25 protein-coding genes are annotated in these 26,612 nt (G+C 65.1%); 19 read left to right on the top strand and 6 right to left on the bottom strand.

The features are described from left to right. The first annotated feature begins 242 nt into the window (after positions 1 to 242). From flhB to AC07PE_RS03555, 8 genes are all read left to right on the top strand, one after another. A complete protein-coding gene (gene flhB / locus AC07PE_RS03590; RefSeq protein ID WP_498761645.1) occupies positions 243 to 1,400 on the top strand; it encodes a flagellar biosynthesis protein FlhB in 1,158 nt (385 codons plus the stop codon). A 21-nt stretch (positions 1,401 to 1,421) separates the two neighbouring features. Further along, a complete protein-coding gene (gene flhA / locus AC07PE_RS03585) occupies positions 1,422 to 3,566 on the top strand; it encodes a flagellar biosynthesis protein FlhA (RefSeq protein ID WP_498761643.1) in 2,145 nt (714 codons plus the stop codon). Between the two features lie 236 nt (positions 3,567 to 3,802). After that, positions 3,803 to 5,293 (top strand): flagellar biosynthesis GTPase FlhF, encoded by a 1,491-nt coding sequence (gene flhF / locus AC07PE_RS03580; RefSeq protein WP_498761641.1) that lies wholly within the window; start codon positions 3,803 to 3,805, stop codon positions 5,291 to 5,293. Continuing rightward, positions 5,286 to 6,077 carry a MinD/ParA family ATP-binding protein gene (locus AC07PE_RS03575; protein ID WP_498761639.1) on the top strand — a complete coding sequence of 264 codons (792 nt, stop codon included), beginning with the start codon at positions 5,286 to 5,288 and terminating at the stop codon, positions 6,075 to 6,077. The genes flhF and AC07PE_RS03575 overlap by 8 nt, the downstream gene beginning before the upstream one ends. Positions 6,078 to 6,082: 5 nt before the next feature. Continuing rightward, on the top strand, positions 6,083 to 6,802 hold the full coding sequence (locus tag AC07PE_RS03570; RefSeq protein ID WP_498761637.1) for an RNA polymerase sigma factor FliA: 720 nt from the start codon (positions 6,083 to 6,085) through the stop codon (positions 6,800 to 6,802). Beyond that, positions 6,793 to 7,536: a flagellar motor protein gene (locus AC07PE_RS03565; RefSeq protein WP_498761635.1), complete on the top strand. Its 744-nt coding sequence runs from the start codon at positions 6,793 to 6,795 to the stop codon at positions 7,534 to 7,536. Before AC07PE_RS03570 ends, AC07PE_RS03565 begins: the two co-directional genes overlap by 10 nt. A 13-nt stretch (positions 7,537 to 7,549) precedes the next feature. After that, entirely contained in the window at positions 7,550 to 8,275 is a 726-nt protein-coding gene (motD, locus tag AC07PE_RS03560) for a flagellar motor protein MotD (RefSeq protein WP_498761634.1), read from the top strand. Positions 8,276 to 8,350: 75 nt separating this feature from the next. Beyond that, the gene (locus AC07PE_RS03555) at positions 8,351 to 8,845 is read left to right on the top strand and encodes a hypothetical protein (protein ID WP_498761632.1); all 495 of its coding nucleotides are present in this window, start codon (positions 8,351 to 8,353) and stop codon (positions 8,843 to 8,845) included. Positions 8,846 to 8,927: 82 nt separating this feature from the next. Here AC07PE_RS03555 and AC07PE_RS03550 read toward each other — a convergent pair whose 3' ends face one another. The 3 genes from AC07PE_RS03550 to AC07PE_RS03540 form a co-directional block, all read right to left on the bottom strand. Beyond that, a complete protein-coding gene (locus tag AC07PE_RS03550; protein ID WP_498761630.1) occupies positions 8,928 to 9,977 on the bottom strand; it encodes a M35 family metalloendopeptidase in 1,050 nt (349 codons plus the stop codon). A 59-nt stretch (positions 9,978 to 10,036) separates the two neighbouring features. Then, entirely contained in the window at positions 10,037 to 11,158 is a 1,122-nt protein-coding gene (locus AC07PE_RS03545) for a M35 family metalloendopeptidase (RefSeq protein WP_498761628.1), read from the bottom strand. A gap of 285 nt (positions 11,159 to 11,443) precedes the next feature. Next, positions 11,444 to 12,547, bottom strand: a complete 1,104-nt coding sequence (locus AC07PE_RS03540) for a M35 family metalloendopeptidase (protein WP_498761626.1) — start codon at positions 12,545 to 12,547, stop codon at positions 11,444 to 11,446. Between the two features lie 342 nt (positions 12,548 to 12,889). On the opposite strand from AC07PE_RS03540, the gene AC07PE_RS03535 reads away from it, so the two are divergent. Further along, positions 12,890 to 15,007, top strand: a complete 2,118-nt coding sequence (locus AC07PE_RS03535) for a putative bifunctional diguanylate cyclase/phosphodiesterase (protein ID WP_498761624.1) — start codon at positions 12,890 to 12,892, stop codon at positions 15,005 to 15,007. Here the strand turns inward: AC07PE_RS03535 and AC07PE_RS03530 are convergent. The 3 genes from AC07PE_RS03530 to flgA form a co-directional block, all read right to left on the bottom strand. Then, positions 15,004 to 15,474, bottom strand: coding sequence for a flagella synthesis protein FlgN (locus AC07PE_RS03530; protein WP_498761623.1), 471 nt, complete (start codon positions 15,472 to 15,474; stop codon positions 15,004 to 15,006). The genes AC07PE_RS03535 and AC07PE_RS03530 overlap by 4 nt on opposite strands. A 7-nt stretch (positions 15,475 to 15,481) precedes the next feature. Then, positions 15,482 to 15,796 carry a flagellar biosynthesis anti-sigma factor FlgM gene (flgM, locus tag AC07PE_RS03525; protein WP_230029332.1) on the bottom strand — a complete coding sequence of 105 codons (315 nt, stop codon included), beginning with the start codon at positions 15,794 to 15,796 and terminating at the stop codon, positions 15,482 to 15,484. Positions 15,797 to 15,883: 87 nt separating this feature from the next. Then, positions 15,884 to 16,588, bottom strand: a complete 705-nt coding sequence (flgA, locus tag AC07PE_RS03520) for a flagellar basal body P-ring formation chaperone FlgA (RefSeq protein ID WP_498761620.1) — start codon at positions 16,586 to 16,588, stop codon at positions 15,884 to 15,886. Between the two features lie 158 nt (positions 16,589 to 16,746). On the opposite strand from flgA, the gene flgB reads away from it, so the two are divergent. The 10 genes from flgB to flgK all read left to right on the top strand — a co-directional run bounded on the left by flgB (position 16,747) and on the right by flgK (position 26,589). Then, positions 16,747 to 17,175, top strand: coding sequence for a flagellar basal body rod protein FlgB (gene flgB, locus AC07PE_RS03515; protein WP_498761619.1), 429 nt, complete (start codon positions 16,747 to 16,749; stop codon positions 17,173 to 17,175). A 14-nt stretch (positions 17,176 to 17,189) separates the two neighbouring features. After that, entirely contained in the window at positions 17,190 to 17,591 is a 402-nt protein-coding gene (gene flgC, locus AC07PE_RS03510; RefSeq protein ID WP_047824216.1) for a flagellar basal body rod protein FlgC, read from the top strand. 19 nt (positions 17,592 to 17,610) lie between these two features. Then, entirely contained in the window at positions 17,611 to 18,327 is a 717-nt protein-coding gene (locus tag AC07PE_RS03505) for a flagellar hook assembly protein FlgD (RefSeq protein ID WP_498761617.1), read from the top strand. 26 nt (positions 18,328 to 18,353) lie between these two features. Next, on the top strand, positions 18,354 to 19,880 hold the full coding sequence (locus AC07PE_RS03500; protein ID WP_498761615.1) for a flagellar hook protein FlgE: 1,527 nt from the start codon (positions 18,354 to 18,356) through the stop codon (positions 19,878 to 19,880). Between the two features lie 209 nt (positions 19,881 to 20,089). Further along, positions 20,090 to 20,830 (top strand): flagellar basal-body rod protein FlgF, encoded by a 741-nt coding sequence (gene flgF, locus AC07PE_RS03495; protein WP_498761613.1) that lies wholly within the window; start codon positions 20,090 to 20,092, stop codon positions 20,828 to 20,830. A gap of 64 nt (positions 20,831 to 20,894) precedes the next feature. After that, complete coding sequence (gene flgG / locus AC07PE_RS03490) at positions 20,895 to 21,677, top strand: flagellar basal-body rod protein FlgG (RefSeq protein ID WP_498761611.1); 783 nt, start codon at positions 20,895 to 20,897, stop codon at positions 21,675 to 21,677. Then, positions 21,674 to 22,324 (top strand): flagellar basal body L-ring protein FlgH, encoded by a 651-nt coding sequence (locus AC07PE_RS03485; protein ID WP_498761609.1) that lies wholly within the window; start codon positions 21,674 to 21,676, stop codon positions 22,322 to 22,324. Before flgG ends, AC07PE_RS03485 begins: the two co-directional genes overlap by 4 nt. 58 nt (positions 22,325 to 22,382) lie before the next feature. After that, positions 22,383 to 23,495 (top strand): flagellar basal body P-ring protein FlgI, encoded by a 1,113-nt coding sequence (locus AC07PE_RS03480; RefSeq protein ID WP_498761607.1) that lies wholly within the window; start codon positions 22,383 to 22,385, stop codon positions 23,493 to 23,495. A gap of 15 nt (positions 23,496 to 23,510) precedes the next feature. After that, the gene (gene flgJ / locus AC07PE_RS03475; RefSeq protein WP_498761605.1) at positions 23,511 to 24,452 is read left to right on the top strand and encodes a flagellar assembly peptidoglycan hydrolase FlgJ; all 942 of its coding nucleotides are present in this window, start codon (positions 23,511 to 23,513) and stop codon (positions 24,450 to 24,452) included. 187 nt (positions 24,453 to 24,639) lie between these two features. Beyond that, a complete protein-coding gene (flgK, locus tag AC07PE_RS03470; RefSeq protein ID WP_498761603.1) occupies positions 24,640 to 26,589 on the top strand; it encodes a flagellar hook-associated protein FlgK in 1,950 nt (649 codons plus the stop codon). Positions 26,590 to 26,612: the final 23 nt, after the last annotated feature.

Below are 26,612 nucleotides of genomic sequence, written 5' to 3'. Positions count from 1 at the left end.
AGAAACCTGCTTGTACGGCAACTCCCGCGAAAAGTGTGAGTAATTTTCCACTTGTCCGCGACACAATAGTCTACAGCAAATATTTTTGAACAATCTCACGTTTTCTAACCACAACGTCCACCGTTTGAAGGGGAAAAGCTACACCTTTCCCCTCCTGTTCCCCGTATAGCCCTACGGCAACATCTGGAATAATCCTATCCTGAACCAAAGCCGGTAGCGCAGCCGGCCAACAGGAGCGGGGAATGGCGGAAGCAAGCAACGCAGAAAAGACAGAACCAGCGTCAGCCAAACGGTTGCGCGACGCACGCAACAATGGCGACGTTCCCCGTTCGCGCGAAGTCGCCACCTTCACCGTCCTGATGACTGCGGGCGCCGGCCTGTGGATGCTGGGCGGCGGCGTCGTCAACAAGCTGTCCAGCGCGCTGGAGCGCGGATTGTCGCTCGACCGCGAGCAAATCTACAACCCCAACGTCCTGATCGAACGCATCGCCGCCGACATCGCGGGCGTGATGCTGGCCTGCCTGCCGCTGGCGATTGCGATCATGTTCGTCGCCGTGGGTTCCTCGCTGCTGATCGGCGGCTGGAACTTCACCGCCAAATCCTTCATGCCGAATTTCGCCAAGCTCAATCCCATGAATGGCCTTGGCAACATGGTCTCGAGCCATGCGCTGGTCGAGCTGCTGAAAGCCTTTGCCAAGACGCTGCTGGTCGGCGCCGTCGCCTGGTACGTGGTGATGAGCGAAAAGGATGCCGTGGTCGGCCTGGCGGTCGAGCCGCTCGGCGTCGCCATGTCGCACACGGCCGGCCTGGTCGCCCGCGCTTTCCTCATCATGACCGCCTCGCTGGGTGCGATCGCCGTGCTGGACGGTCCGTATCAGAAATGGCACTACGCCAACAAGCTGAAGATGACGCGTCAGGAAGTGATCCAGGAATCGAAGGAATCGGACGGTAACCCGCAGATCAAGGGCAAGATCCGCCAGATGCAGCGCGAGATGGCGCGCAAACGCATGATGAGCAACGTCCCGACCGCCGACGTGGTCGTGACCAACCCGACCCACTTTGCGGTGGCGCTGAAGTACGCCGAAAACGGGCGTGGCGCGCCGCGCGTGGTGGCCAAGGGTACCGACGAAGTCGCGGCCAAGATCCGCGAGATCGCGAAGGAAAACAAGGTCGCGCTGCTGGAAGCGCCGGCCCTGGCCCGTGCGCTGTACAAGCACACCGACATCGACGACGAGATCCCGGAAGCCCTGTACTCGGCCGTGGCCGAAGTGCTGGCCTACGTGTATCAGCTGCGCGCCTACAAGAAGGGCACCAGCGACCACTATCCGGACCGTCCGAACAAGCTGCCGGTGCCGCCGGAGATGGATCCGTTCAACCCGGCTTCGCAGCAAAAACACTAAGAGTAAGCAAGGAATCACGCAATGAACGGTTTCAAACTGCCGGCCTGGGCCAAGGCGATTCTCGGACGCGGCAACGCGCTGGCTGCGCCTATCCTCATCATCCTGCTGTTGTCGATGATGATCCTGCCGCTGCCGGCGTTCGCACTCGACCTGTTCTTCAGTTTTAACATTGCGATGTCCGTCATCGTGCTGCTGACCGCCCTGTACACGGTCAAGCCGCTCGACTTCATGGCCTTCCCGGCCGTGCTGCTTGTGACGACCCTGCTGCGCCTGGCGCTGAACGTGGCCTCGACCCGCGTCGTGCTGACCGAGGGCCATACCGGCGGCGCCGCGGCCGGTAAAGTGATTGAAGCCTTCGGCCACTTCCTCATCGGCGGCAACTACACCGTCGGCCTGGTGGTGTTCATCATCCTCACCATCATCAACTTCATGGTCGTCACCAAGGGTGCCGGCCGTATCGCCGAAGTGGGCGCGCGCTTTGCCCTGGACGCGATGCCGGGCAAGCAGATGGCGATCGACGCCGACCTGAACGCCGGCCTGATCGCCGAAGCGGAAGCCAAGCAGCGCCGCTCGGACGTGGCGATGGAAGCGGAATTCTACGGCGCGATGGACGGTGCCTCGAAGTACGTGCACGGCGACGCCGTGGCCGGCATCCTGGTTACGCTGATCAACGTGATCGGCGGCCTGATCGTCGGCATGATCCAGCACGACATGGCTTTTGCCGACGCCATCAAGAACTACACGCTGCTGGCCATCGGTGACGGCCTGGTCGCGCAGATCCCGTCGCTGATCATCTCGATCGCGGCCGGTATGGTCGTCTCGCGCGTGGCCAGTGACCAGGACGTCGGCGACCAAGTCGTCGGCCAGCTGTTCGGCCGTCCTATCGTCATGTACATCACAGGCGGCATCATCGGCGGCATGGGCATGATCCCGGGCATGCCGAACCTGGTGTTCCTGCTGCTGGGCAGCGCCCTGTTTGGCGCCGGCTACCTGGTGGAAAAGCGCCAGAAGAACGCGCCGGCGAACGGTGCACCGGGCGCGGCGGGTGCGGCCGGGCAGGGCGGTGCCGCGGGCGCCGCGGGTGGGGCAGGCGGCGCCGCTGCCGCTACCACGCCGGCCGAGCAGGAAGAAGCGACCTGGCAGGACGTCATGCCGGTCGATACCCTAGGCCTGGAAGTGGGCTATCGCCTGATTCCGCTGGTCGACAAGGGCCAGGCCGGCGAGCTGCTCAAGCGCATCAAGGGCATTCGCAAGAAGTTCGCGCAGGAAGTCGGCTTCCTGGCGCCGCCGGTGCACATCCGCGACAACCTGGAGCTGAAGCCCACCGCCTACCGCATCTCGCTGAAGGGCGTGGAAGTGGGCAGCGGCGAGGCCATGACCGGCCAGTTCCTGGCGATCAACCCGGGCATGGCGAGCGGCACGCTGCCGGGCCTGGTGACCACCGATCCGGCCTTCGGCCTGCCGGCGATCTGGATCGATGCCGGCCTGAAGGATGAGGCGCAGAGCATGGGCTATACCGTGGTCGACGCCGGCACCGTGATCGCCACCCACCTGAACCACCTGATCACCACCCACGCCTCGGAATTGCTGGGCCGTATGGAAGTGCAGGCACTTCTTGACCATTTGGCAAAAGATGCACCCAAGCTGGTCGAGGACCTGGTGCCGAAGGTCGTGTCCCTGTCGACCTTGCAAAAAGTGCTGCAGAACCTGCTGCAGGAAGGCGTGCACATCCGTGACATGCGCACCATCATCGAGACGCTGTCGGAGCATGGCGGTTCGACCCAGGATCCGAACGATCTGACGGCACTGGTGCGTATCGCGCTGGGCCGCGCCATCGTCCAGCAGCTGTTCCCGGGCACCAATGAGCTGTCGGTGATGACCCTGGACAACCGTCTCGAGCGCCTGCTGGTTCAGGCCCTCAACGCCGGTGGTGACGGCACCGGCATCGAGCCTGGCCTGGCCGACACCATCGTCCAGCAGGCCGCCAACGCTGCCCAGCAGCAGGAGGCGATGGGCTTGACGCCGGTGCTGCTGGTGCCGGGTCCGCTCCGTACCTTGCTGTCGCGCTTCCTGCGCCGTGCGCTGCCTCAACTGAAGGTGCTGTCGCATTCGGAGATTCCGGAGACGAAGACGATCCGGGTGACCAGTCTGGTTGGCACCGCCTGATGAGTAAGCAATGACCGTCGAATCGCCCGCGCAACGCGGGCGATTCTTCTTGTGGCGGTTCAATATCACTCTCTGGATGTCCTGCCTCGGGGAAATAAGCACCTTTCCCCTTCCTTTTCCCGCGATGGTTTCCCTGCGGCATCGTCAATAATCCTATCCGTGAATGGGCCAATATGCCCGCCAAGCCGATAGCAACCGACTGACGTAACACCTGCCTGCAAGAGCGGAGACCAACGATGAACGTGAAGAAATTTACAGCCCCGACTTCCCGTGAGGCCCTGCGCAAGGTGCGCGATGCCCTGGGGCCAGACGCGGTCATCCTGTCGAACCGCCCGGTGGATGGCGTGGTCGAGATCCTGGCCCTGGACAACGACGACGTCGCCTCGCTGTCGTCGCCGTCGCCGGAATCGGAAATGGCGGCCCCGCGCCCCCAGCTGCACCACCTGGACGACATGCCGGCCGCACCGGCTGCCCCGGCCGCCCGCGCGCTGCACGAAGCCGGCGCACCGCGCCCCTACGACGCCCCGGAGGCCCGCAGCTTCAGCAACATCCAGGCCGAGCCGATGCCGCGTGCCGCAGCCGCAGCCCGCCCGGCCATGCCGTCTTTCAATGATTTCGAAGAGCCGGCGCCGGCTCCGCAAACCTACGCCAACCGCCGCGCCCAGCCGGAAACGCCGTCCTTCGACATGGCCGCGATGACCGCCATGATGTCGGCCGCGATCGCCCAGGCCAAGGAATCGGCTGCAAGCGCGGCCGCCGCCGAGATCCAGGGCATGATGGGCGAGCTGCGCGCCATGCGCGGCATGATGGAAACCCAGCTTTCCGAGCTGTCCTGGGGCAGCACCCAGCAGCGCGAGCCGCAGAAGGCCACCGTGCTGCGCGAGATGCTGGCGGCCGGTTTTTCGGCCAGCCTGTCGCGCTACCTGATCGACAAGCTCCCGGCCGGCAAGGATGCCGCCGAAGCGATGCGCTGGATTAAGACTGTCCTGGCGCGCAACATCACCAGCATGTCCGATGAGGACGCGATCCTCGACCGCGGCGGCGTGTTCGCCCTGGTCGGTCCGACCGGCGTCGGCAAAACCACCACCACTGCCAAGCTGGCCGCGCGCTGCGTGATGCGCCACGGCCCGGAAAAGCTGGCCCTGATCACCACCGACGCCTATCGTATCGGCGGCCACGAGCAGCTGCGCATCTACGGCAAGATCCTGGGCGTGATGGTGCACTCGGTGAAGGACGAGGCCGACCTGCGCATCGCACTGAAGGAACTGCGCAACAAGCACACCGTGCTGATCGACACCATCGGCATGTCGCAGCGCGACCAGATGGTGACGGAACAGGTGGCCATGCTGACCGAGAGCGGCGCCAACGTGCAGCGCCTGCTGTGCCTGAACGCGACCTCGACCAACGAGACCCTGAACGAAGTGGTGCGCGCCTACCAGGGCACCGGCCTGGCTGGCTGCATCATGACCAAGATGGACGAAGCCGCTTCGATCGGCAACGTGCTGGACGTGATCATCCGCCAGAAGCTGAACCTGCACTATATTTCCAACGGCCAGCGCGTGCCGGAAGACCTGCACCTGGCCGACCGCGCCATGCTGGTCGACCGTGCCTTCCGCACCAAGAAGGACGCTGCCGCGCAATTCTCCGATGCCGACCTGCCGCTGATGATGTCCGGCCTCGGCAACCTGAACAACGACCGTTCGCTGCGCGAGGTGTACGTTGGCTAGTTTTGATTTCGACCAGGCAGAAGGCCTGCGCCGGATGCTGGCGGGCCCCAAGCCGCGCATCGTGACTTTTCTCTCGGCGACTCCGCAGGACGACAAGGGCGCCATGCTGGTGAACCTGGGCGCCTCGCTGGCCCAGAGCGGCAATGACGTGCTGATCGTCGACGCCTGCGAGCACGACTATGGCGTGGCCCAGCGCCTGGGCGTGGACCGCGGTCCCGGCCTGCTGCAGGTGGCGCGCCAGGAGTGCGCGCTGAACCAGGTGATCCATCCGGCGCCGCAGGGTTTTTCGGTGGTCAAGATGAGCCCCGGCCGCACCGCCGACGAAACCCGCCGCCTGGCGAAAGCCTTCGACGTGCTGGTCAAGCAGTCGGCCGGCAGCATCGTGATCGTCGACGGCGAATTCTCCGACGACGGCAGCTTCCCGGTGCCGATCATGGAATCGTCCGAGATCGTGGTGCAGGTCTCGACCGGAGCCACCTCGATCACCAACGCCTATGCATTGGTCAAGCGCCTGTCGCAACACCTGGGACGCCGTCCTTTCGGTATCCTTGTCACCGGCGCTACCGAAGCCGAGGCAAAGGTGGTATACGATAATATGTCATCTGCGGCAACACGTTACTTGGCAGTAACGCTGAGCTCCATGGGCTCGGTGCCTGCCGACGAGTACCTGCACCGCGCCGCGCGCCTGGGCCGTGCCGTGGTCGACGCCTTCCCGCTGGCGGGCGCATCGGTGGCATTCCGCCGCCTGGCCGGACGTTTTGCAACGGGCATGAGAGCTATTTAAAAAGAATGTACACGGCCAAAGGGAAAGCGGACAAGAATCATTTGCTGACGGAGCATGCGCCGTTGGTGAAGCGTCTCGCCCACCAGATGAAGGCGAAACTGCCGCCGTCCGTCGAAGTCGATGACCTGGTACAGGCAGGCATGATCGGCCTGCTCGATGCGATCAGCCGTTACGAAGAAAACCACGGCGCCCAGTTCGAGACCTATGCGGTGCTGCGCATCCGCGGCGCCATGCTGGACGAATTGCGCAGCAACGACTGGATGCCGCGCTCGACCCGCCAGAACATGCGCAAGGTGGAGCAGGCGATGGCCACCCTGCAGCAGCAGCTCGGCCGCCCGCCCAGCGAATCCGAGATCGCCAAGTCGCTCAAGCTGTCGCTGGCCGATTACCAGGAAATGCTGGGCGATTCCGGCGGCCACCAGCTGGTCTATTACGAAGACTTCCATGACGAGGACGGCAACGACAGCTGGCTCGACCGCTATGCCGTCGACGACGACGATCCGCTGCGCGCGCTGTTGGAGACCGACTTCCGCCAGGCCGTCATCGATGCCATCGACAACCTGCCGCCGAGGGAAAAGATCCTGATGGGCCTGTATTACGAGGAAGAGCTGAACCTGAAGGAGATCGGGGCGGTGATGGGCGTGTCGGAATCGCGCGTGTCGCAGCTGCACAGCCAGGCCGTGGGCCGCCTGCGTACCTATCTGCGGGAGCTTGCGTGGACATAGCCAGCCTGCTCGGGCTGCTCCTGGCGATTGCCGGCATACTGGTCGGCCATACCCTCGACGGCGGCAAGTTCTCTTCGCTGGTGCAGCCGGCCGCGTTCGCGATCGTGGTGGTCGGCACCTTCGGCGCCGTGCTGCTGCAGACCAAAAAATCCGCCTTCATCCGCGGCCTGCGCATGCTGCGCTGGGTGTTCGCGCCGCCGCCGGACCGCCGCAAGGAGCTGGCGCGCGAGATCCATCTGTGGAGCCTGTCGGCGCGCCGCGACGGCCTGCTCTCGCTGGAACAGTACATGGCCAAGGCCGATCCCTTTATCCAGAAGGGCCTGCGCCTGGTGGTCGATGGCATCCAGCCGGACAAGCTGCGCAGCCTGCTGTTCACCGAAATCAACACCTACGAAATGCGCGAGCGCCAGGCCGCCCGCATCTGGGAATCGGCGGCCGGCTACGCGCCGACGGTCGGCATCCTCGGCGCCGTGCTGGGTCTGATTCACGTGATGGAAAACCTCAGCGACCCTTCGCGCCTGGGCGCCGGCATCGCGGTTGCCTTCGTCTCCACGGTGTACGGCGTGGGCCTGGCCAATCTGCTGTTCTACCCGGTGGGGAACAAGATCAAGAGTATCGTCGCCGAGCAGGTGCTGCAGTACGAGATCCTCACCGACGTGTTCCACGACATCGCCACCGGCGACTACACCCGGGTGCTCGAAGAACGCATCGCCTGCCTGACGGCGCCGCACTGAGTCGGGGCCGTTGATGACGCGCCGAAAACGCTACGTCGAAGACAACGAAAACCACGAGCGCTGGCTGATCTCCTACGCCGATTTCATCACGCTGCTGTTCGCCTTCTTCGTCGTGATGTACGCGGTCTCGGTGGTCAACGTCGGCAAGTACAAGGTGCTGTCCGATGCCCTCGGCGACGCCTTCGGCGGGCGCGGCGCGGCAACGAAAGTCAATACCTCGGTCGACGTCGAACCGCTGCCGCTGGCGAACATCATCGCGCGCAAGCGTGCGGAAGAGGCCAAGCGCGACCGCGTGCGCCTCGAGCAGCTGGCCCGCAAACTCAATAGCGTCCTCAAGCCGCTGGTCGACAGCGGCAAGGTGCGCGTCACCCAGACCGCGCGCGGCGTCACCGTCGAGATCAACGCCAGCGTGCTGTTCGACGAAGGCGATGCCGGCCTCACCGGCAACGCGAGGGAAACCCTGGGCACCGTGGCCGGCCTGCTGAAGATTGACACCCACGCCATCGAAGTCGAGGGCCACACCGACAACACCCCGATCGCCAACGCCGCCTTCCCTTCGAACTGGGAACTGTCGGCGGTGCGCGCCAGCACCGTGGTGCGGCTGTTCGTCGAGAGCGGTGTGGCCGAGCGCCGCCTGGCCGCGGTCGGGCGCGGCGCCAACAAGCCGATCGCCTCCAACGACGACCAGATCGGCCGGGCGCGCAACCGGCGCGTGGCGGTCACCATCCTGGCCGAATAGCAGGGCTCAGCACCGCACGCTTGGCATTTCTCCCCTGGCAGCGCACAATCGTTACGACCCGACAGGAGCTGTCGAATGCGACGACGAACGATGCTGTGCGCCGCGCTGTGGGCCGTGACGGCCGCGGCCGCGGCCGCGGGCGCCGATGGAGAACGATTGATGAACGTGCATGCGAGCCTGAGCGTCGACGCCAGGCATGACAAGGTGCTGGTGACTTTCAAGATCGAGAACCGCGGCGAGCGGCGGGTCGGCCTGCCGCGCGAGATCGCCGCCGACACGGCCTTGACGCGCCGCCTGTTCGACCTGCGCCAGCACCCCGGCGACGTCCAGGTGCCCTACACGGGCCGCATGGTCAAGCGCGGGCCTTTGACGCTGGACGACTACGTCGAGCTGGCCCCGCACTCCGCGCACACGCATACCATCGACATCACGCAGGCCTATGCCTTCAGCCCGGGGACGCATACCTATGTGATCCGCTATGAAGGGGCGGCGCTGGGGGACGTGCGGCAGCTGGAGTCCTCCGCCGATTTCGCGACCGAGGCGGTGATGTTCAGTCACACGCAGAAGTGACGTAGGGTGGGCACTCCGTGCCCACGCAGACGTCGGCGGATTGCAAACGGCCGCGTGGGCTCGGAGAGCCCACCCTACAAGATCATTGAAGTGCCGGGGTATTCTCGCCAAAGTACTCATGCGAATCGGCGTTGTCGATCGCCTTCGCCGGGTCGCTGACCGCCAGGCTGGCCGCGCCCGACTGGCCATACACCCAGTCGTCGGTGCTCGCCACCACGTTGAAGTGGCTCATCTCGTGCACCAGGGTGCCGCCTTTGGAGTCGGTGCCGGTCATCGGCGCGGTCCAGAAGGCCTTGCACACGTAGATGGTGTAAGGCTGGGTCGGATAGACGTAGGCGTAATAAGTCTTCTTGCAGCCGCAGTCGACGGTGATCGGCTTGGTGGCAAAGGCGTCCTTCAGCGCCGCGAAGTGGGACTTGATGGTGGCGACGCGGCCGCTGTCGACGGCGCCGAACCACTTCGTGTAACGCGTGCCCATCGTACCCGCGCTCATGTAGGCGTCGCCATTGCTCGCCATCGACAGCGCGGCCGAGACGGCCGAGGTGATGTCGGCCTGCTGCGCGGTCGTGCACTTGTTGAAGGCGAGGGCGCCGCCCGCCGCCGTCACCACGCCGGCCTGGGCCTGCATCTCTGCCAGGGTCTTGGTCTCCTCGTTCGAGCCGCGCGGACGGATGCCGTCGATCCAGACGCTGGCGGCGTTGGACTTCAGCTCGTCGTCGTTTTTGCCAGTGTGGTAGCGGATCGCGTAATCGCCGGTGGTGGCCATGTCGTACAGCGCCGACAGCTCCACCTTCGCGGTATAGGAAGCGCCGGGCTTGAGCAGGAAGTAATCGGCCGCGGTGGGCGCGCCGCGCTTGGCGATCGCGCCCATGTAGCGCACCTTCTGGCCATCGCGGGTGATCTCGAACAGCGGCGTCTCGATCTCCTCGAAGGGGGTGTGCGACTTCAGCACGTACTGCGGGCTGCCCGAGGTGTTGGTGAAGATGACCTTGACGACCACGTCGTCGCTCTTGCCCAGCGAGGCCTTCTCGGGCGCGACCGAGACGACGACGCCGTTATTGACCGCCTGGGCCGACAGCGACAGGGCCAGTGCGGCGGCGCCGGCGGCGAGTTTCAGCAGATCTTTTTTCATGTGATTCTCCATGGATGTAAGCGTGGGCTCGGAGAGCCCACCCTACGTAGGTATCTGTCTTATTGAAGCGCCGGATTGTTTTCGCTGAAGTACTCGTGCGAGTCGGCGTTGTCGATCGCCTTCGACGGATTGCTGATCGCCAGGCTGGCGGCGGCGGACTGGCCGTAGGCCCAGTCGTCGGTGCCGGCCACCACGGTGAAGTGGCTGGTCTCGTGGATCAGGGTGCCGGCCTTGGAATCGGTGCCGGTGAGCGGCGCGCTCCAGAAGGCCTTGCACACGTAGATGGTGTAGGGCTGGCTCGGATACACGTAGGCGTAGGAGCTGTCAGTGCAGCCGCAGTTCACGTTGATCGGCTTGGTCGCGAGGGTGCTCTTGATGCTCGCGAAGTGCGACTTGATGGTCGCCTGGCGGCTGCTGTTCACGGCGCCGAACCACTTGGTGTAGCGGGTGCCCATCGTGGTCTTGGCCATGTAGGCGTCGGCGTTGGTCGCGTAGGTCTGCGCGGCGCTGAGGGCCGAGGCGATGGTGCTTTGCTGCGAGGCCGAGCAGCTGGTGGTGGACAGGCTGGCGGCCGTCACCATGCCGGACTGGGCCTGCATCTCGGCCAGCGACTTGGTCTCTTCGCGCGAGCCGCGCGGACGGGTGCCGTCGATCCACATCGAGGCGGTGTCGGACTGCAGCTCGCCGGCCTGCTTGCCGCTGTCCGCGCCGGCGCCTAGGGCGCTCACGTGTGCGTTCAGGCCATTGTCGCCGAACAGCTGCGGCGAGGCGGCGTGGTAGGTGACCGCGTAGTCGCCGGTGGTGGCCATGTCGTACAGCGAGGACAGCTCCACCTTGACGGTATAGGAGGCGCCCGGCTTGAGCAGGTAATAGTCGGCGGCGGTGGGCGCGGCGCGCTTGACGAGCTTGCCCATGTAGCGCACCGGCTGGCCGTCGCGGGTGACTTCGAACACCGGCGCGCTGACGCCGTCGAACGGGGTGTGCGACTTCAGCACGTACTGCGGGCTGCCCGAGATATTGGTGAAGGTGACCTTGACCACCACGTCGTCGTTCTTGCCCATCGAGGCCTTCTCGGGCGCGACCGAGACGACGACGCCGTTGTTGGCGGTGGCAGCCTGGGCGGCCATGGACATGGCGAGCACGGCGGCGCCGACAGCCAGTTTCAACAGATTCCTGCTCATGTGTTTTTCTCCGTAGATTTCATTATTGCTGCTAAGCAGCGCTTGTTGTGATGGGCCGCCGCCGCATCCTGAACTTGCTACGGATGTAAGCAATAGCCCGCAGTCATCCTCGTGGAATTCATGAGCGGGCGCAAACGAAATTCGTTACTGTTGTATATACGTTTGATGCTCCTCAAACTCTTCAATCGTGCGCTGGAAAATTTGTTAAAACCATGTTAAATGCACGCGGGCTCGGGGAGCCTGCCCTACTGTAGGGTGGGCACTCCGTGCCCACGCATGCATCATTCAACGGAGGTCCAGACGCGGCGTATTCTCCCCAAAATATTCATGCGAATCGGCATTGTTGAGCGCCTTGGCCGGATCGGTCCGCGCCAGGTCGCCGGCCGCCGCCTGCCCATAGGCCAGGTCGTCGGTGCCGGCGACCACCATGAAGTGGCTCATCTCGTGCACCAGGGTCCCGCCCTTCGAATCGGTGCCGGTCGTCGGCGCGCTCCAGAAGGCCTTGCACACATAGATCTTGTATGGCTGGTTCGGATACACGTAGGCGTACCAGGATTCGTTGCAGCCGCAGTCGACCGTCACCGGCTTGCTGGCGAAGGCATCCTTGATGGCCTGGAAGTGCGCCGTCACCGTGGTCGAGCGGGTCGGATCGAGGGCGCCGAACCAGCTGGTATAGCGTGCGCCCACGGTCTTGGCCTGCAGGTAGGCGCCGGCGTCCTGCGCCATCGCCTGCGCGGCCTGCGCGGCGCCGGTAATCGCTTCCTGCTGGGCGTTCGAGCAGCGGCTGAAGGACAGGCCGGCGCCCTCCGGCGTGGCGGCAACCGGGTCGGAGGCGCCGCGCGGCAGGCGGCCGTCGATCCATACCGAGGCCACTGCCGGATCGGGCAGGGCGGTGGCGCCGCCAGGCACGGCGGATTGGCCGTCTGCGGGAGAGGTGGCGACGCGCGCCACGCCCGGACGGCTGAACAGCTGGGTCGCGCCGTCGCGCCAGCGCACGCTGTAGGCGCCGGTGACGCCCATGTCGTACAGCGCGGAGAGTTCTATCCGCACGCTGCGCGAGGCGCCCGGCTTGATGGCAATATAGTCGGCGGGGACGGACGCGGCCCGCTTGACCTGCATGCCCAGGTAGCGCACCGGCAGGCCGTCGCGCGTGATCTCGAACAGTGGCGCCTCGATGGCGGCGAAGGGCGTCTGCCACTTCAGCAGGTATTGCGTGACCGCGGTGGCGTTGGTGACGGTGACGTTCACCACCACGTTGTCGCTTTTCGCCAGGCTCTGGCGTTCCGGCGTGACCCTTACCGTGACCTCGCCGGTGGCGGCCAGCACGGCGCCGGCGTTGACGAATGCGCCTGCCGCGAGCGCAGTCCGCATGATCGACTTCCAGTCCATATGCTTCTCCCTAGGCTAGTCCAAAGCTCGGTTGTAGCAAGCCGGGAGCCAGCAATATTGCCGCTTCGCAAGAAACCATGCGGACTGTGCGGCTTTCATGCAACAAATGGTGAGAATTGATTCTCCGTTACAAAGATATGTGAGTTCGTATAGACAACGATTGCTAGAATTGAATGATGCTGGAAGAACACAAGAGTTTCACGGCGGAATAAATCCCTTGAACGCTCATGCGCCGCCCAAACAATGCGCGCGCTGGCTCACACGATGCGCCCCACAGCACCTCCCGAAACACCACGCCAACGCTGCCGACGGCCAGAAGGCGCATTCATCGAATAAATGTGTATGAGCGGATCAGACAATTCAGCGGCGGCGCTTGCCACCCGCAAGCGCTTCCTGGAACTCGGCAAGGATGACATGCTGCAGGTCATCGACGGCATGCCAGCCGGCTTGCTGGTGGTCGATGCGCAGCGCCGCGTCCGCGCCATCAACAAGACCATGAGCGCCATGCTCGGCGTTCCCGACGATGCGCTGGCCAACATGCCGGTACTCGAGTCCCTGCTCCCGGCCGTGGAACTGGGCGAGCGCGTGACTGCTGCGCTGGAAACCGGTGCGCCCCAGGATGCCGTGGTGGTGCCGGTCGACGGCCACGCGGAGGGCGTGCGCTGGTTCGAGTTCAACATCCGCCGCACCTCCCGGGCCGGCGCCATCCAGCTGCTGCTGATCGGCCAGGACGTGACCTTCCGCCGCCAGGCCAGGCAGCGTCTGCAGGAAAGCGAGGAATTCTTCCGCCTGACCTTCAGCCAGGCCGCGATCGGCATCGCGCTGCTGTCGCGCGAAGGGCGCTTCCTGCGCGTGAACCGCAAGCTGTCGCAGATCGTCGGCTACAGCGAGATCGAACTGCTGCAGCGCTTCTTCCACCAGGTCACGCACCCGGACGAACTCGATGAGGACAAGGCCCAGGTGGCGCGCCTGGTCGCGGGCGAGGTGCGCGACTTCCGGCGCGAGTCGCGCTACCTGTGCAAGGACGGCCGGGCGGTGTGGGTGGCGCTGAGCGCGTCGACCATGCGCGAGGCCGCTTCCGGCCAGCTGCGCCTGATCGTCGCGGTGCAGGACATCTCGCGCCGCAAGGAGGCCGAGGAAGCGCTGCTGCGCATGGCCACCCACGATACCCTCACCGGGCTGCCGAACCGCCTGCTGCTGCAGGACCGGCTGGCGCAGGCCATAGCGCATGCGCAGCGCGGGCGCCGGCAGGTGGGGGTGATGTTCATCGACCTCGACCGCTTCAAGCACGTCAACGACAGCCTAGGGCACGAGGCCGGCGACCAGCTGATCGTCGAAATCGCGCGCCGCCTGTCCTCCGCGCTGCGCGAGAGCGACACCGTGGCGCGCCAGGGCGGCGACGAATTCGTGGTGGTGCTGGCCGACCTGGCGAGTCCCGACGACGCCGCGCTGGTGGCGGCCAAGCTGCTGGAAAGCCTGTTCGAGCCGCTGACGCTGTGCGGCCACGAGGTGTTCCCGTCCGGGAGCATCGGCATCGCCATGTATCCCGGCGATGGACGCGACAGCGAAGCCTTGTTGAAGGCGGCGGACAGCGCGATGTACCGCGCCAAGGCCGGCGGCGGCAAGCGCTTTGAATTCTACGCCGCCGACATGGCGGCCGAGGCCCAGGCCCACCTGCGCATCGAGCACGGCCTGCAGCGCGGCCTGCTGCGCGGCGAGTTTGTGCTGCACTACCAGCCGCAGGTCGACGCCGGCAGCGGCCGCATCGTCGGCGTCGAGGCCCTGCTGCGCTGGCAGCCGGAGGGCGGGGCGCTGGTGCCGCCGAACGACTTCATTCCGCTGGCCGAGGAAACCGGCCTGATCGTGCCGATCGGCGAGTGGGTGCTTGGAGAGGCGCTGCGCCAGCAGGCCCGTTTCGCCCAGCTGCTTGGCGGTACGCCGCCGCGCATGAGCGTGAACATGTCGGCGCGCCAGTTCCGCGAGCAGGACGTGGCGGCCAAGGTCGAGCAGCTGCTGCTTGAGACGGGATGCGAAGCGTCCTGGCTGACGCTGGAGATCACCGAGAGCGTGCTGGTGGAGAATCCGTCCGCCGCCGCCGCGACCATGGCGCGCTTGTCGAGCATGGGCGTGCACCTGGCGGTCGACGACTTCGGCACCGGCTACTCGAGCCTGGCCAACCTGAAGCGCTTCCCGATCCACTGCCTCAAGATCGACCGTTCCTTCGTCTCCGACATCGCGGACGGCGCCGGCATCGACGGCGACGACGCGGCCATCGTCAAGGCGGTGATCGCGCTGGCGCAGTCGATGAAGCTGGAGGTGATTGCCGAAGGCGTGGAGAGCGCCGCCCAGCTGGACTTCCTGGGCGCGCACGGCTGCAAGCAGATGCAGGGGTTTTACTTCAGCCGGCCGGTGACGGCCGAGCAGGTGGAAGTGCTACTGAAGGCGCAGGGGGCGGCTTAACCGACCAGGTAGCGCTTCGAAGGACCCGAGGGCGCGGTGTGCCCGCCCGGGCCATACACGCCGGCGCCGCCATTGCCCGCCGGGCGCAGCGCATTCAGCATGCCCTGGGTGTGGGCCATCTGCTTGTTGACCAGCATGCCGTTCACGCGGTTCAGCTCCTTGGCTTCGCGTGTCATGGCGAGGAGGTGGTTCCACTGGCTGCGCAGCTCGTCGTTGCCGCCGACCGCCAGCCAGGACTCCATGCCGCTTTCCGCGGCCGGGAAGCCGGCGGCGCCCAGGGCCCTGTGGCGCAGGCGCGACAGCTCGGCCACCTTCTGGGCCAGCTGCAGCTTTTGGGGATTGATGGTGGAGAGGCCATCGGCATCCGCACTGACCAGGAACTGCTGTTCCGTTTTCATCAGCTCCACGATGGAGCCGATCAGTTGCTGTTCATCGCGCAGGGTTGCGCCGGGGGATGCTATGGCCATGTCTACTCTATCGTTTGCGGGAGTGCAGCAGGTCGCGTACCGTTTCCAGCAGGCCGTCCGCCACTTTCTCCGAATTTACCTGGAACTGGCCATCGGCGATGGCCGCCTTGATGCGTTCGACTTTCTTGCTGTCGAACACTTGATTCGTGCTGCCGGCAGCCAGTGCCTGGCCTTGCTGGGACAGGCGCACGGTGTCGGTGGCGGCAGGCGAGGTCGCTGCAGCAGTCGCCGCGGCCGCGTTGTCGGCGGTTTTCGCGGTCGCCGGCGGCGTGGTGTTCGCCTGGACGCCAGGGTTGTTCTTGAGGGTATCGTTGATTTTCACAGCATCATCCTTTGCAGGTCGGAACAGAAAGCCCGGGATCTGCTTGGGTTATCGGCCTTGTAAGTGAAAACTTTAGTCCCTATACCGTTAAAAGGCCACCTCGACCATACCGCCGGTCCTGGCCGTGCCGCTGACTACCGTGCCAGACGCGGTGCGCACCTGCACCACCTGGCCTTCGCCGGCGGTGCCGATCGCGCGGCCCTCGGACGACACGGAAAAACCGTTGCCGTTCAACACCAGGCGCACGGCCTGGTTCTGCTGCACCACCGGCTTGCTCTTTAAAGTGTCCAGCCGCAGCGGGGTGCCCGCCGCCAGCGAAACGGTCGGGGTGCGGCCGATCGCCTGCGCCATGTCCGTGATGATTCCGTTCGGCATCGCCGCGATGTCGCCTTTAACCAACATCAGCTGGCCTCCCTCGACCGGCTGGCCCTGGGCCAGCGGCACCGCCGCCGCCACGTAGTCCGCTTTCACGTTCACCTGGGCCTGGATGAAGATCGTCCATACGGAGGGCGCGGTGCAGCGCACGCCCACCGTGGTCTTGCCCCAGGCGCGCGCGCCTGGCTGCAGAAATGCTTCCGGCGCGGGGCAGCCCGCCAGCGCGGTGCGCGGATCGACTGCGCCGACCTTCACCGATACCTCGCCCGGCAGGCCGGCTGCCTGGGTCAGCAGGAACTGTTCGACCACGGCGCGCAGCGCGTTCGCGTCCTGGCGCGCCGGCACAGCGGGCGCAGCCTGGCTTAACAGCGGAATGAGCGACAAAGCGGCAAAAAGAGTACGGATGAGGCTTTTCATAAGAGGGAAATCCTGTTCGACCCTGCCATCTTAGGCGGCTTGAATCCGCATCGAAACTTGGAATAGCCCCCATTTGGGTCCCTTTATTGCCCGATTGGAAGACTCTGCAGGCTCGTATGATCGATCCTGTCCAATAAAGTAAAAGCCCCGGAGGCAGCATGATCGGCAAACTTGACGAGTACCTGCGTTTCAACGAAACCGCGCTGGGCCTGCGCTCGCAGCGCCAGGAACTGCTTGCTTCGAACATCGCCAACGCGGATACGCCTAATTACAAGGCGCGCGACATCGACTTTTCGAACGCCCTGCAGGGCGCGCTGGCGCGCGGCACCCAGCAGCAGGGCGGCATGACGACCACCAGCCAGGGTCACATTGCCAACGGCCCGGTGGCGGCGGACGGCAAGGCGCTGACGGACGGCACGCCGGTCCTGTACCGCAATGTGGTGCAGGGCGCCGTCGACGGCAACACGGTCGACATGGATACCGAGCGTACGCAGTTCGCGGACAACGCGCTGCGCTACGAAGCCGGCATCACCATGATCAATCACCAGATCCACAACCTGCTCGCCGCCATTCAGAACAACCAATAAGGTAGCCAATAAGCATGTCGCTCTTTAACGTCTTCAACGTCGCCGGCTCGGCGATGAGCGCCCAGTCCCAGCGCCTGAACACCACCGCCAGCAACCTGGCGAATGCCGACAGCGCCACCAGCGCCACCGGCGAAGCCTATCGCGCCAAGCAGGTCGTGTTCGAGGCCGTGCCCGTCGCCGCCGGCTCCACCGCCGTCAAGGTACGCGAAGTAGTCGAGGACCCGTCGCCGATGAAGCAGGTGTACGACCCGAAAAACCCGCTGGCCGACGACAAGGGCTATGTGACGATGCCGAACGTGAACGTGGTCGACGAGATGGTCAACATGCTGTCGGCTTCGCGCTCCTACCAGACCAACGTCGAAACCATGAACGCGGCGAAAACCATGCTGCTCAAGACCCTGACCATCGGTCAGTAAGCACTGAAAGCCCCCAACTATGACTACCGTAAATACCAACGCCGGATCGACTACCACCATCAACGACCTGATGTCGACCATGAACGCCAAGCCCGCCACCACCAGCGGCGACAGCGTGCAGGCCGACACCGACAAGTTCATGACCCTGCTGGTCACCCAGCTGAAGAACCAGGATCCGCTGAACCCGCTCGACAACGCCCAGGTGACCAGCCAGCTGGCGCAGCTGCAGACCGTCACCGGCGTAAACAAGCTGAACGAGACCCTGAACACCCTGAAGGCCAGCTACCAGAGCACGGAAGCGATGCAGGCGACCAACCTGATAGGCCACGGCGTGCTGGTCGAGGGCAGCAACGTGACCCTCTCGGGCAGCAAGGCGATCATGGGCGTGGAGCTGGCCAGCGACGTCGACAGCATGAAGGTCGTCATCAGCGACAAGAACGGCAAGGAAGTGCAGACCATGGATCTCGGCAAGCAGAAAGCCGGCGTGATCCCGCTGGCCTGGGACGGGGTCCCCGATGCCAACAAGCTCGACAGCAACGGCAAGCCGGTCACGCTGGCCGACGGCAATTACACCTTCCAGGTCGTCGCCACCCGCGGCGGCGACAAGGTCACCGACGCCAAGACGCTGGCGTTCGACAGCGTGGCTTCGGTCACCACCAATAGCACCGACGGCGTCAAGCTGAACCTGCCCTCGAAGGGCGGCGTCACGCTGGCCGACATCAAGCAGGTCTTGTAAAAAATACGAATCTTTAGGAGCAGAACATGTCTTTCCAACAGGGCCTGAGCGGCTTGAACGGCGCCGCCAAATCGCTGGACGTCATCGGTAACAACATCGCCAACGCCAGCACGGTTGGCTTCAAGGGCTCGACCACCCAGTTCGCCGACGTCTACGCACGTTCGCTGAACGGCGCGGGCGGCAACCAGGCCGGTATCGGCGTGGCCGTAGCCGGCATCGCCCAGCAGTTCACGCAAGGTAACATCGAGACCTCGGCGAATCCGCTGGACATCGCCATCAACGGCGCCGGCTTCTTCCGCACCGAGACTTCGGGCCTGGTCCAGTACACCCGCAACGGCCAGTTCTCGCTCGACAAGAACGGCTTCATGGTGACCCCGCAGGGCGCCAACCTGACTGGCTACAAAGTCGGTCCGAGCGGCCAGATCCTGGCCGGCTCGCCCACGCCGCTGCAGATCAGCACCCAGGACCTGAAGCCGGTCCCGACCTCCAAGGTCGATACCTCGCTGAACCTGGATTCGCGCACCGAGCCGCCGACGAACTACCCGTTCAACGCCAACGACCCGACCACCTACAACAAGCAGACCCCGGTCGACGTCTACGACACCCTGGGCAATGCGCACGTGATGTCGATGTACTACGTGAAGACCGGCGCCGGCAGCTGGGACGTGTACGCCGGCAGCGACGGCACCGAGCTGACCAACGTGAACGTGGCCGCGGCAGGGCAGAAGGACGCCGGCGTGACCGCCGCGCGCGACGCCTGGCTGACCGCCACCAAGGCCGTGCCGCCGGATGCCGCCGACATCGCCGCCAAGCTGAAGGATTACGCGGACAAGAACTCGGCCGTCGTGGTGGCCGCCGCCACCGCCGCTGGCGCCAGCGCCGCGACCATCACCGCAATCCAGACCGCGGCCGCCAGCGCGGGCACCACCGCCGGCTACAGCCCGGACCAGATCGACAAGGACATGACCGCGGCCGTCTCCGTGCCATCGGTCCCGATCGGCCACCTGAACTTCGACACCAACGGCGCGCTGTCGGCCACCCTGATGAGCCCGCAGACCCTGCCGCTGACGGTCAACCTGCCGATCTACCCGCCGACCGGCGCCAAGGATTCGCTGGCGATCAAGCTGAACTTTGCCGGCACCACCCAGTACGGCGCCGACACCAGCGAGAAGAAGACCACCCAGGACGGCTACACCGCCGGCCACCTGCAGCGCTTCTCGGCCGCCGCCGACGGCACCATCCTGGGCCAGTACAGCAACGGCCAGACCAAGCCGCTGGGCCAGGTCGTGCTCGCCAACTTCACCAATCCGGGCGGCCTCGAACCGCTGGGCAACAACTCCTTCGCCGAGACCTCGGAATCAGGCACCCCGCTGGTCGGCACCCCGGACACCGGCAGCCTGGGCGTGCTGCAATCCTCGGCCACCGAAGCCTCGAACGTCGACCTGACCGCCGAGCTGGTCAACATGATCACCGCGCAGCGCGTCTACCAGGCGAACGCGCAGACCATCAAGACCCAGGACTCGGTGCTGCAGACGCTGGTGAACCTGCGCTAATAAAAATCGGGGTCAGAGCACATTTCTGGAAATTCGGGGTCAGAGCACTTTTTTCAGCAATGTGCCTGTGGCAAAAAAAGCGTGGCGCCGGAAGGCGCTGCACTGGGGAGCCTGAACGCTTCGATGCCAGAAAGATCTAGCCTCAAAAAGTACTCTGACCCCGAATTTCGACAATAAAGTGCTCGGACCCCGAATTTAGGGAAAAAAATATGGACCGGTTAATCTACACAGCAGCCAGCGGCGCCAAGCACATCATGGAGCAGCAGGCGACCACTTCGAACAACCTCGCGAACCTCAGCACCACGGGTTTCCGCGCGCAGTTCGATACCTTCCGTGCGGTGCCGGTCCAGGGCGAGGGCTTGCCCACGCGTGCTTTCGTGGTCGATAACACCACGGGCGCCGATTTTTCTTCCGGTCCGCTGCAGGTAACGGGGCGCGATCTCGACGTCGCGGTCAAGGGCAAGGGCTGGATCGCGGTCCAGAACGCGGACGGCACCGAGTCGTACACACGCAACGGTTCCCTGCAGCTCAGCCCCAACGGCATCCTGCAGACTTCGAACGGCCAGACCATCGCCGGCGAGGGCGGCCCGATCACGATCCCGCCGGACGTGACCGTGGCGGTCGGCGCCGACGGCACCATCTCGACCCTGTCGACCACCACCACGCCGGCCGCGCCTACCGTGCTGGGCCGCATCAAGCTGGTGAATCCGAACGAGGCCGACCTGGTGCGCGGCGACGATGGCATGTTCCGCCTGAAGGATGGCAGCAGCGCCCAGTCCGACCCGGCCGTGACCGTGGCCGGCGGCGCCCTCGAAGGCAGCAACGTGTCGGCCGTCGACTCGATGGTGAACATGATCTCTTTGGCACGTTCCTTCGAAACACAGATGAGCCTGTTGAAGAACGCCGAGAATAACGCGACGAAAGCCACCCAGATCCTCGCTTTGACTTGATTGCTGCTGGGACATAATTTCATGGTGGGCGATGGAGTTCCGTCGCCGTCAGGAGAACTCCACCATGATCCGTTCGCTATTCATCGCCAAAACCGGTCTCGAAGCCCAGCAGACCAACCTCGACGTCATCACCAACAACCTCGCCAACGTCAGCACCAACGGCTTCAAGAAGTCGCGTGCCGTGTTCGAGGACCTGCTGTACCAGAACGTGCGCCAGCCCGGCGCCCAGTCCTCGCAACAGACCCAGCTGCCGTCCGGCCTGCAGATCGGTACCGGTGTCCGCACCGTCGCCACCGAGCGCATCCACACCCAGGGCAACCCCCAGCAGACCGGCAACTCGAAGGACGTGATGGTCAACGGCGCCGGCTACTTTTCGGTGCTGCTCCCCGACGGCACCCAGGCCTACACCCGTGACGGCTCCTTCCAGTCCGACGCCAACGGCCAGCTGGTGACCTCCAGCGGCTACGTACTGCAGCCGCCGATCACCGTTCCGAACAACGCCCTGAGCCTGACCGTGGGCCGCGACGGCACCGTCTCCGTGACCACCCCGGGCCAGACCGCGCCGACCCAGATCGGTTCGATCCAGCTGGCGACCTTCGTGAACCCGGCCGGCCTCGAATCGCGCGGCGAGAACCTGTACGTCGAAACCGGCGCCTCCGGCACCGCCAACAACAACACCCCGGGCACCAACGGCGCCGGCGCCCTGATGCAGGGTTATGTCGAAACCTCGAACGTCAACGTGGTCGAGGAAATGGTCAACATGATCCAGACCCAGCGCGCCTACGAGATCAACTCGAAGGCGATCACCACTTCCGACCAGATGCTGCAGAAGCTTGCCCAGTTATGAAAAACGTTTTTAAAGCGATCGCGCTGACGGCCCTGCTGGCCGGCTGCGCCGCCACCCCGACCTCGATCGTCAAGGGCCCGACCTCGGCGCGCCCGATGATCGCCGACGCCGGCGCCCCGACCGAAGGCGCGATTTACAACACGAGCACCTTCCGCCCGATGTTCGAAGACCGCCGCGCGCGCCATATCGGCGACATCCTGACCGTCAGCATCGTCGAGAAGACCTCGGCCAACAAGAGCGGCGCCGCGACCGGCAACAAGTCGGGCAGCGCGGAGTTCGGCCTGCCAGGTCCGCTGCAGGGCCGCCTGGGCACCGACATCAAGACCAGCAGCGCCACCAAGTACGCGGACGGCGACACCCAGACCGCGTCGAACGCCTTCACCGGCACGATCGGCGTGACGGTGTCCGAAGTGCTCGCCAACGGCAACCTGATCGTGGTCGGCGAAAAGCAGGTCGCAATGAACAAGGGCGTCGAATTCATCCGCTTCTCCGGCATGGTCAACCCGGACACGATCCAGCCGGGCAACGTGGTGTCGTCGACCCTGGTGGCCGACGCCCGCGTCGAGTACCGCACCAACAGCCAGATCGACCGCGCCGAGATGACCTCGATGATGTCGCGCTTCTTCCAATCGATGCTGCCATTTTAAATATTCGGGGTCAGAGCCCGAATTTCACGGGTGGGCTCTGACCCCGACTAACTAGATTATGCGACTTAATTTCAAACTGATCGCCCTGTGCGCCGCCCTGGTCGGCCCCATCCTCGCGACCCCGGCCCACGCCGAGCGCCTGAAGGACATCGCCAGCTTCGGCGGCGTGCGCCAGAACCAGCTGTCCGGCTACGGCATCGTGGTCGGCCTCGACGGTACCGGCGACCAGACCACCCAGACCCCGTTCACCGTGCAGTCGATCATGGCGATGCTGCAGCAGAAGGGCATCAGCCTGCCGGCCGGCACCCAGCTGCAGCTGAAGAACGTGGCGGCCGTGATGGTCACCACCTCGCTGCCGGCTTTCGCCCAGCCTGGCCAGACCATCGACATCACGGTCTCCTCGATGGGTAATGCGAAGAGCCTGCGCGGCGGCACGCTGCTCATGACGCCGCTGCAGGGCGCCGACGGCCAGGTGTATGCCATGGCCCAGGGTAACGTGCTGGTCGGCGGGGCAGGTGCTTCCGGCGGCGGCGCCGCGGTGCAGGTGAACCAGCTGGCGGTCGGCCGCATCTCGGGCGGCGCCACCGTCGAACGCGCGGTCGCCTCGAACCTGGGCGCCGACAACCAGGTCAAGCTGGAATTGAACACCACCGACTTCGCCACCGCCAGCCGCGTGGTGGAAGCGGTCAACGACAAGTTCGGCCCGGGCATCGCCACCGCGCTGGACGGCCGCGTGATCCGCGTACGCGTGCCCTCGTCGAGCGACCAGCGCGTGTCCTTCCTCGGCATGCTGGAGAACATGGACGTCAAGCCGTCCGAAGCCGCCGCCAAGGTAATCCTGAATGCGCGCACCGGCTCGGTCGTGATGAACCGCGCGGTGACGCTGGACACCTGCGCCATCTCGCACGGCAACCTGACGGTGACGATCGGCGCCGACACGCAAGTGAGCCAGCCCGCGGCAGGTTCGCGCGGCGCCACCGCCGTCACCCAGACCCCGACCGCGTCGGTGAAGAAGGACGGCGGTAAGGTCATCATGCTGAACAACGGCGCCTCGCTGGCCGAAGTCGTCAAGGCGATGAATGCGATCGGCGCGACCCCGCAAGACCTGCTGTCCATCCTGCAGTCCTTGAAAGCGGCCGGCTCGCTGCGCGCCGAACTCGAGATCATTTAAAAAAGAAGGCCCATCATGCTCGGCTCGACCTCTGACCTGTCCGGAAAATTCGCGCTCGATACCAACAGCCTCGGCGACCTGAAACAGTCCGCCAAGGCCGGTTCGCCCGAAGCACTGCGCGGTGCGGCGACGCAGTTCGAATCCATGTTCGTCAACATGATGATGAAGAGCATGCGCGACGCCACGCCGCAGGACGGTCCGATGGACAGCCAGGAGACCAAGACCTTCACCACCATGCTGGACCAGCAGATGAGCCAGAAGCTGGCCAAGCGCGGCATCGGCCTGGCGGACGTGCTGGTGCGCCAGCTGACGGCGCAGCAGAGCGGCGCGGCGCTGGCCAAGGAAATGCAGTCGGGCGCGCTGGGGATCGGCTCCAACCCGGGCGCGGAGCAGGGCGCCTCGCGCCTGAAGCTGGACGCCGACAGCCTGTCGACCGACGGCGCCGCCGCCGCATCCGGCATCAAGGGCACCGCGCGCAGCACCACCGACAGCGGCAAGCCGGCCCACGTGCGCGCCTTCCAGGACAAGCTGGCCGACGCTGCCGAGGAAGCCGAGCAGGCCACCGGCGTGCCGGCCAAGTTCATGATGGGCCAGGCCGCGCTGGAAACCGGCTGGGGCAAGCGCGTGATCCGCAACAGCGACGGCACGTCCAGCAACAACCTGTTCGGCATCAAGGCCGGCCCAGGCTGGAAGGGCAAGGTCGCCACCGCCGTCACCACCGAGTACGTGAACGGCAAGCCGCACAGCCGCGTCGAGAAATTCCGTTCCTACGCGTCGCACGCTGACGCGTTCAAGGATTACGCCAAGATGCTGAGCAATAACCCGCGCTACGAAAAAGTGCTGGCCCACGGCGGCGACGCGAGCACCTTCGCCCACGGCCTGCAGCGCGCCGGCTACGCCACCGACCCGCAGTACGCGGCCAAGCTGTCGCGCATCATCAAGCACTCGCTGGCGTGATTGAAATGACAACAGTAAAGTTTTGGCGCGTTTTGCCGAAAACAACATAAGAGGGGCCTCGGAAACCGTAGCGAGCGGAAGTAATTTTGGTCGAGGAGCGGAGCTGTACGAGAGTACAGCGAGCACCGCAGACCAAAAGTACGACGCGCAGTAGGTTTACGAGGTCCCGGAATAGGAAGAAGAGCAAATGTCCCTCCTCAGCATCGGCAAATCCGGTCTCTACGCTGCCCAGGCAGCCTTGTCGACGACCGGCCACAACATCACCAACGCCAACGTGGCAGGCTACAGCCGCCAAGTGGTGGTGCAGGAGACGTCGATCGCGATGGGGGGCAGCAGCGGCTACATCGGCACCGGCACCCAGATCGCCCAGGTCAAGCGCTATTCGGACGAGTTCCTGAACGCCCAGGTGCGCACCGCGCAGGCCAGCAGCAGCGGCCTCGAAGCCTACGAAGCCCAGGTCACCCAGATCGACAACCTGCTGGCCGACACCACCTCCGGCCTGTCGCCGGCGCTGCAGGATTTCTTTGCGTCCGTACAGAACCTGACCGGCGACCGCGCCGGCCTGCCTTCGCGCGGCGCCCTGATGACCTCGGCCGACACCCTGGCGGCGCGCTTCCAGAGCATGAACGGCCGCCTGGAAGAGATCCGCAAGGGCGTCAACACCCAGATCACGTCCAGCGTCAACCTGGTCAATACCTACGCGTCGCAGATCGCCGAGCTGAACGACCAGATCGGCAAGCTAGCCGCGGGCGACAACCTGAACCTGCCGAACGACCTGCTGGACAAGCGCGACCAGCTGATCATGGACCTGAACAAGCAGGTCAAGGCCACCGTCCTGCCCGGCGATAACAACATGCTGACGGTCTCGATCGGCAATGGCCAGCCGCTGGTGGTGGGCGCCGACCACTTCGAGCTGGCGGCCATGAATTCGGCCACCGACCAGACCCGCGTCACGATCGGCTACGTCACCGCCAACAAGATCTCGCCGCTGCCGGAGAGCGCGCTGACCGGCGGCGCCCTCGGCGGCGTGCTGGAATTCCGCACCAAGTCGCTGGACCTGGCGCAGAATTCGCTGGGCCGCATCGCACTGGGCCTGGCCCAGACCTTCAACGACCAGCACCACCTGGGCCTGGACGCGAACGGCAATCCGGGCGGCGACTTCTTCACCATGGCCGCGGCCGCGGTGACCAAGAACGTCAACAACAACCAGACCAGCACCACCAAGATCTCGGCCAGCGTCAGCGACGCGACCCAGCTCACCACCAGCGACTACAAGGTCGACTTCGACGGCAGCAACTACAACGTGATCCGCCTGTCGGACAACAAGAAGACCATCATCTCGCCCTTCCCGCAGACCACGCCGCAGACCATCGACGGCCTGGACTTCTCGGTGAGCGGCGCCGCCGCGGCCGGCGACAACTTCCTGGTGCGCCCGACCATCAACGGCGCCAGCGGCCTGAAGCTGGCCCTGACCGACACCTCGCAGGTGGCGGCGGCCGCGCCGATCGCCACCAGCGTGCCGCTGACGAACAAGGGTACCGGCAAGATCAGCGAAGGCTCGGTCGACAAGAACTACCTGGCCTCGCCGCTCACCGCCAAGGTGAACATCGCCTACGACGGCGCCAGCGGCAATCTGACCGGCTTCCCCAGCGGCCAGGCGGTGACGATGACGGTGGGCGGCGTGACGACCACCATTGCCGCCGGCGGCAACGTGCCCTTCAAGGACGGCGCCAGCTACACGGTGGCCGGCATGAGCTTCACCCTGAACGGCGCGCCGGCCAACGGCGACACCTTCGGCATCGAGCGCAACACCGGTACCGGCGACACCCGCAACGCCGGCCTGCTGGGCGACCTGCAATCGAAGAACATCCTGGACAACGGCACCGCGACCTACCAGTCTGGCTACGCCCACATCGTCAGCGCAATCGGCAACAAGACCCGCGAAGTGCAGGTCAACGGCGAAGCCGCCGCGGCCCAGCTGGAGCAGGCCAGCGTGGCGGCGAACAACGTCGCGGGCGTGAACCTGGACGAGGAAGCGGCGAATCTGCTGAAGTACCAGCAGGCCTACCAGGCGGCCGGCAAGATCATGCAGGTGGCCGACACCATCTTCAATGCCCTGCTGCAGATCGCTCACTAAGCGCGCACCAAGCACACCGAGGA

Source organism: Telluria sp. GW821-FHT07G12, from assembly GCF_059418525.1.
The sequence above is the reverse complement of the archived record's forward strand: the minus strand, read 5'-3'. Positions and strand labels throughout refer to the sequence as shown.

What these genes read in the sequence shown, in the direction of transcription:
- flhB (WP_498761645.1), top strand. Translation starts at nt 243, where the DNA reads ATGGCGGAAGCAAGCAACGCAGAAAAGACAGAACCAGCGTCAGCCAAA.
- flhA (WP_498761643.1), top strand. Translation starts at nt 1,422, where the DNA reads ATGAACGGTTTCAAACTGCCGGCCTGGGCCAAGGCGATTCTCGGACGC.
- flhF (WP_498761641.1), top strand. Translation starts at nt 3,803, where the DNA reads ATGAACGTGAAGAAATTTACAGCCCCGACTTCCCGTGAGGCCCTGCGC.
- AC07PE_RS03570 (WP_498761637.1), top strand. Translation starts at nt 6,083, where the DNA reads ATGTACACGGCCAAAGGGAAAGCGGACAAGAATCATTTGCTGACGGAG.
- motD (WP_498761634.1), top strand. Translation starts at nt 7,550, where the DNA reads ATGACGCGCCGAAAACGCTACGTCGAAGACAACGAAAACCACGAGCGC.
- AC07PE_RS03555 (WP_498761632.1), top strand. Translation starts at nt 8,351, where the DNA reads ATGCGACGACGAACGATGCTGTGCGCCGCGCTGTGGGCCGTGACGGCC.
- AC07PE_RS03550 (WP_498761630.1), bottom strand. Translation starts at nt 9,977, where the DNA reads ATGAAAAAAGATCTGCTGAAACTCGCCGCCGGCGCCGCCGCACTGGCC.
- AC07PE_RS03545 (WP_498761628.1), bottom strand. Translation starts at nt 11,158, where the DNA reads ATGAGCAGGAATCTGTTGAAACTGGCTGTCGGCGCCGCCGTGCTCGCC.
- AC07PE_RS03540 (WP_498761626.1), bottom strand. Translation starts at nt 12,547, where the DNA reads ATGGACTGGAAGTCGATCATGCGGACTGCGCTCGCGGCAGGCGCATTC.
- AC07PE_RS03535 (WP_498761624.1), top strand. Translation starts at nt 12,890, where the DNA reads ATGAGCGGATCAGACAATTCAGCGGCGGCGCTTGCCACCCGCAAGCGC.
- AC07PE_RS03530 (WP_498761623.1), bottom strand. Translation starts at nt 15,474, where the DNA reads ATGGCCATAGCATCCCCCGGCGCAACCCTGCGCGATGAACAGCAACTG.
- flgA (WP_498761620.1), bottom strand. Translation starts at nt 16,588, where the DNA reads ATGAAAAGCCTCATCCGTACTCTTTTTGCCGCTTTGTCGCTCATTCCG.
- flgB (WP_498761619.1), top strand. Translation starts at nt 16,747, where the DNA reads ATGATCGGCAAACTTGACGAGTACCTGCGTTTCAACGAAACCGCGCTG.
- flgC (WP_047824216.1), top strand. Translation starts at nt 17,190, where the DNA reads ATGTCGCTCTTTAACGTCTTCAACGTCGCCGGCTCGGCGATGAGCGCC.
- AC07PE_RS03505 (WP_498761617.1), top strand. Translation starts at nt 17,611, where the DNA reads ATGACTACCGTAAATACCAACGCCGGATCGACTACCACCATCAACGAC.
- AC07PE_RS03500 (WP_498761615.1), top strand. Translation starts at nt 18,354, where the DNA reads ATGTCTTTCCAACAGGGCCTGAGCGGCTTGAACGGCGCCGCCAAATCG.
- flgF (WP_498761613.1), top strand. Translation starts at nt 20,090, where the DNA reads ATGGACCGGTTAATCTACACAGCAGCCAGCGGCGCCAAGCACATCATG.
- flgG (WP_498761611.1), top strand. Translation starts at nt 20,895, where the DNA reads ATGATCCGTTCGCTATTCATCGCCAAAACCGGTCTCGAAGCCCAGCAG.
- AC07PE_RS03485 (WP_498761609.1), top strand. Translation starts at nt 21,674, where the DNA reads ATGAAAAACGTTTTTAAAGCGATCGCGCTGACGGCCCTGCTGGCCGGC.
- AC07PE_RS03480 (WP_498761607.1), top strand. Translation starts at nt 22,383, where the DNA reads ATGCGACTTAATTTCAAACTGATCGCCCTGTGCGCCGCCCTGGTCGGC.
- flgJ (WP_498761605.1), top strand. Translation starts at nt 23,511, where the DNA reads ATGCTCGGCTCGACCTCTGACCTGTCCGGAAAATTCGCGCTCGATACC.
- flgK (WP_498761603.1), top strand. Translation starts at nt 24,640, where the DNA reads ATGTCCCTCCTCAGCATCGGCAAATCCGGTCTCTACGCTGCCCAGGCA.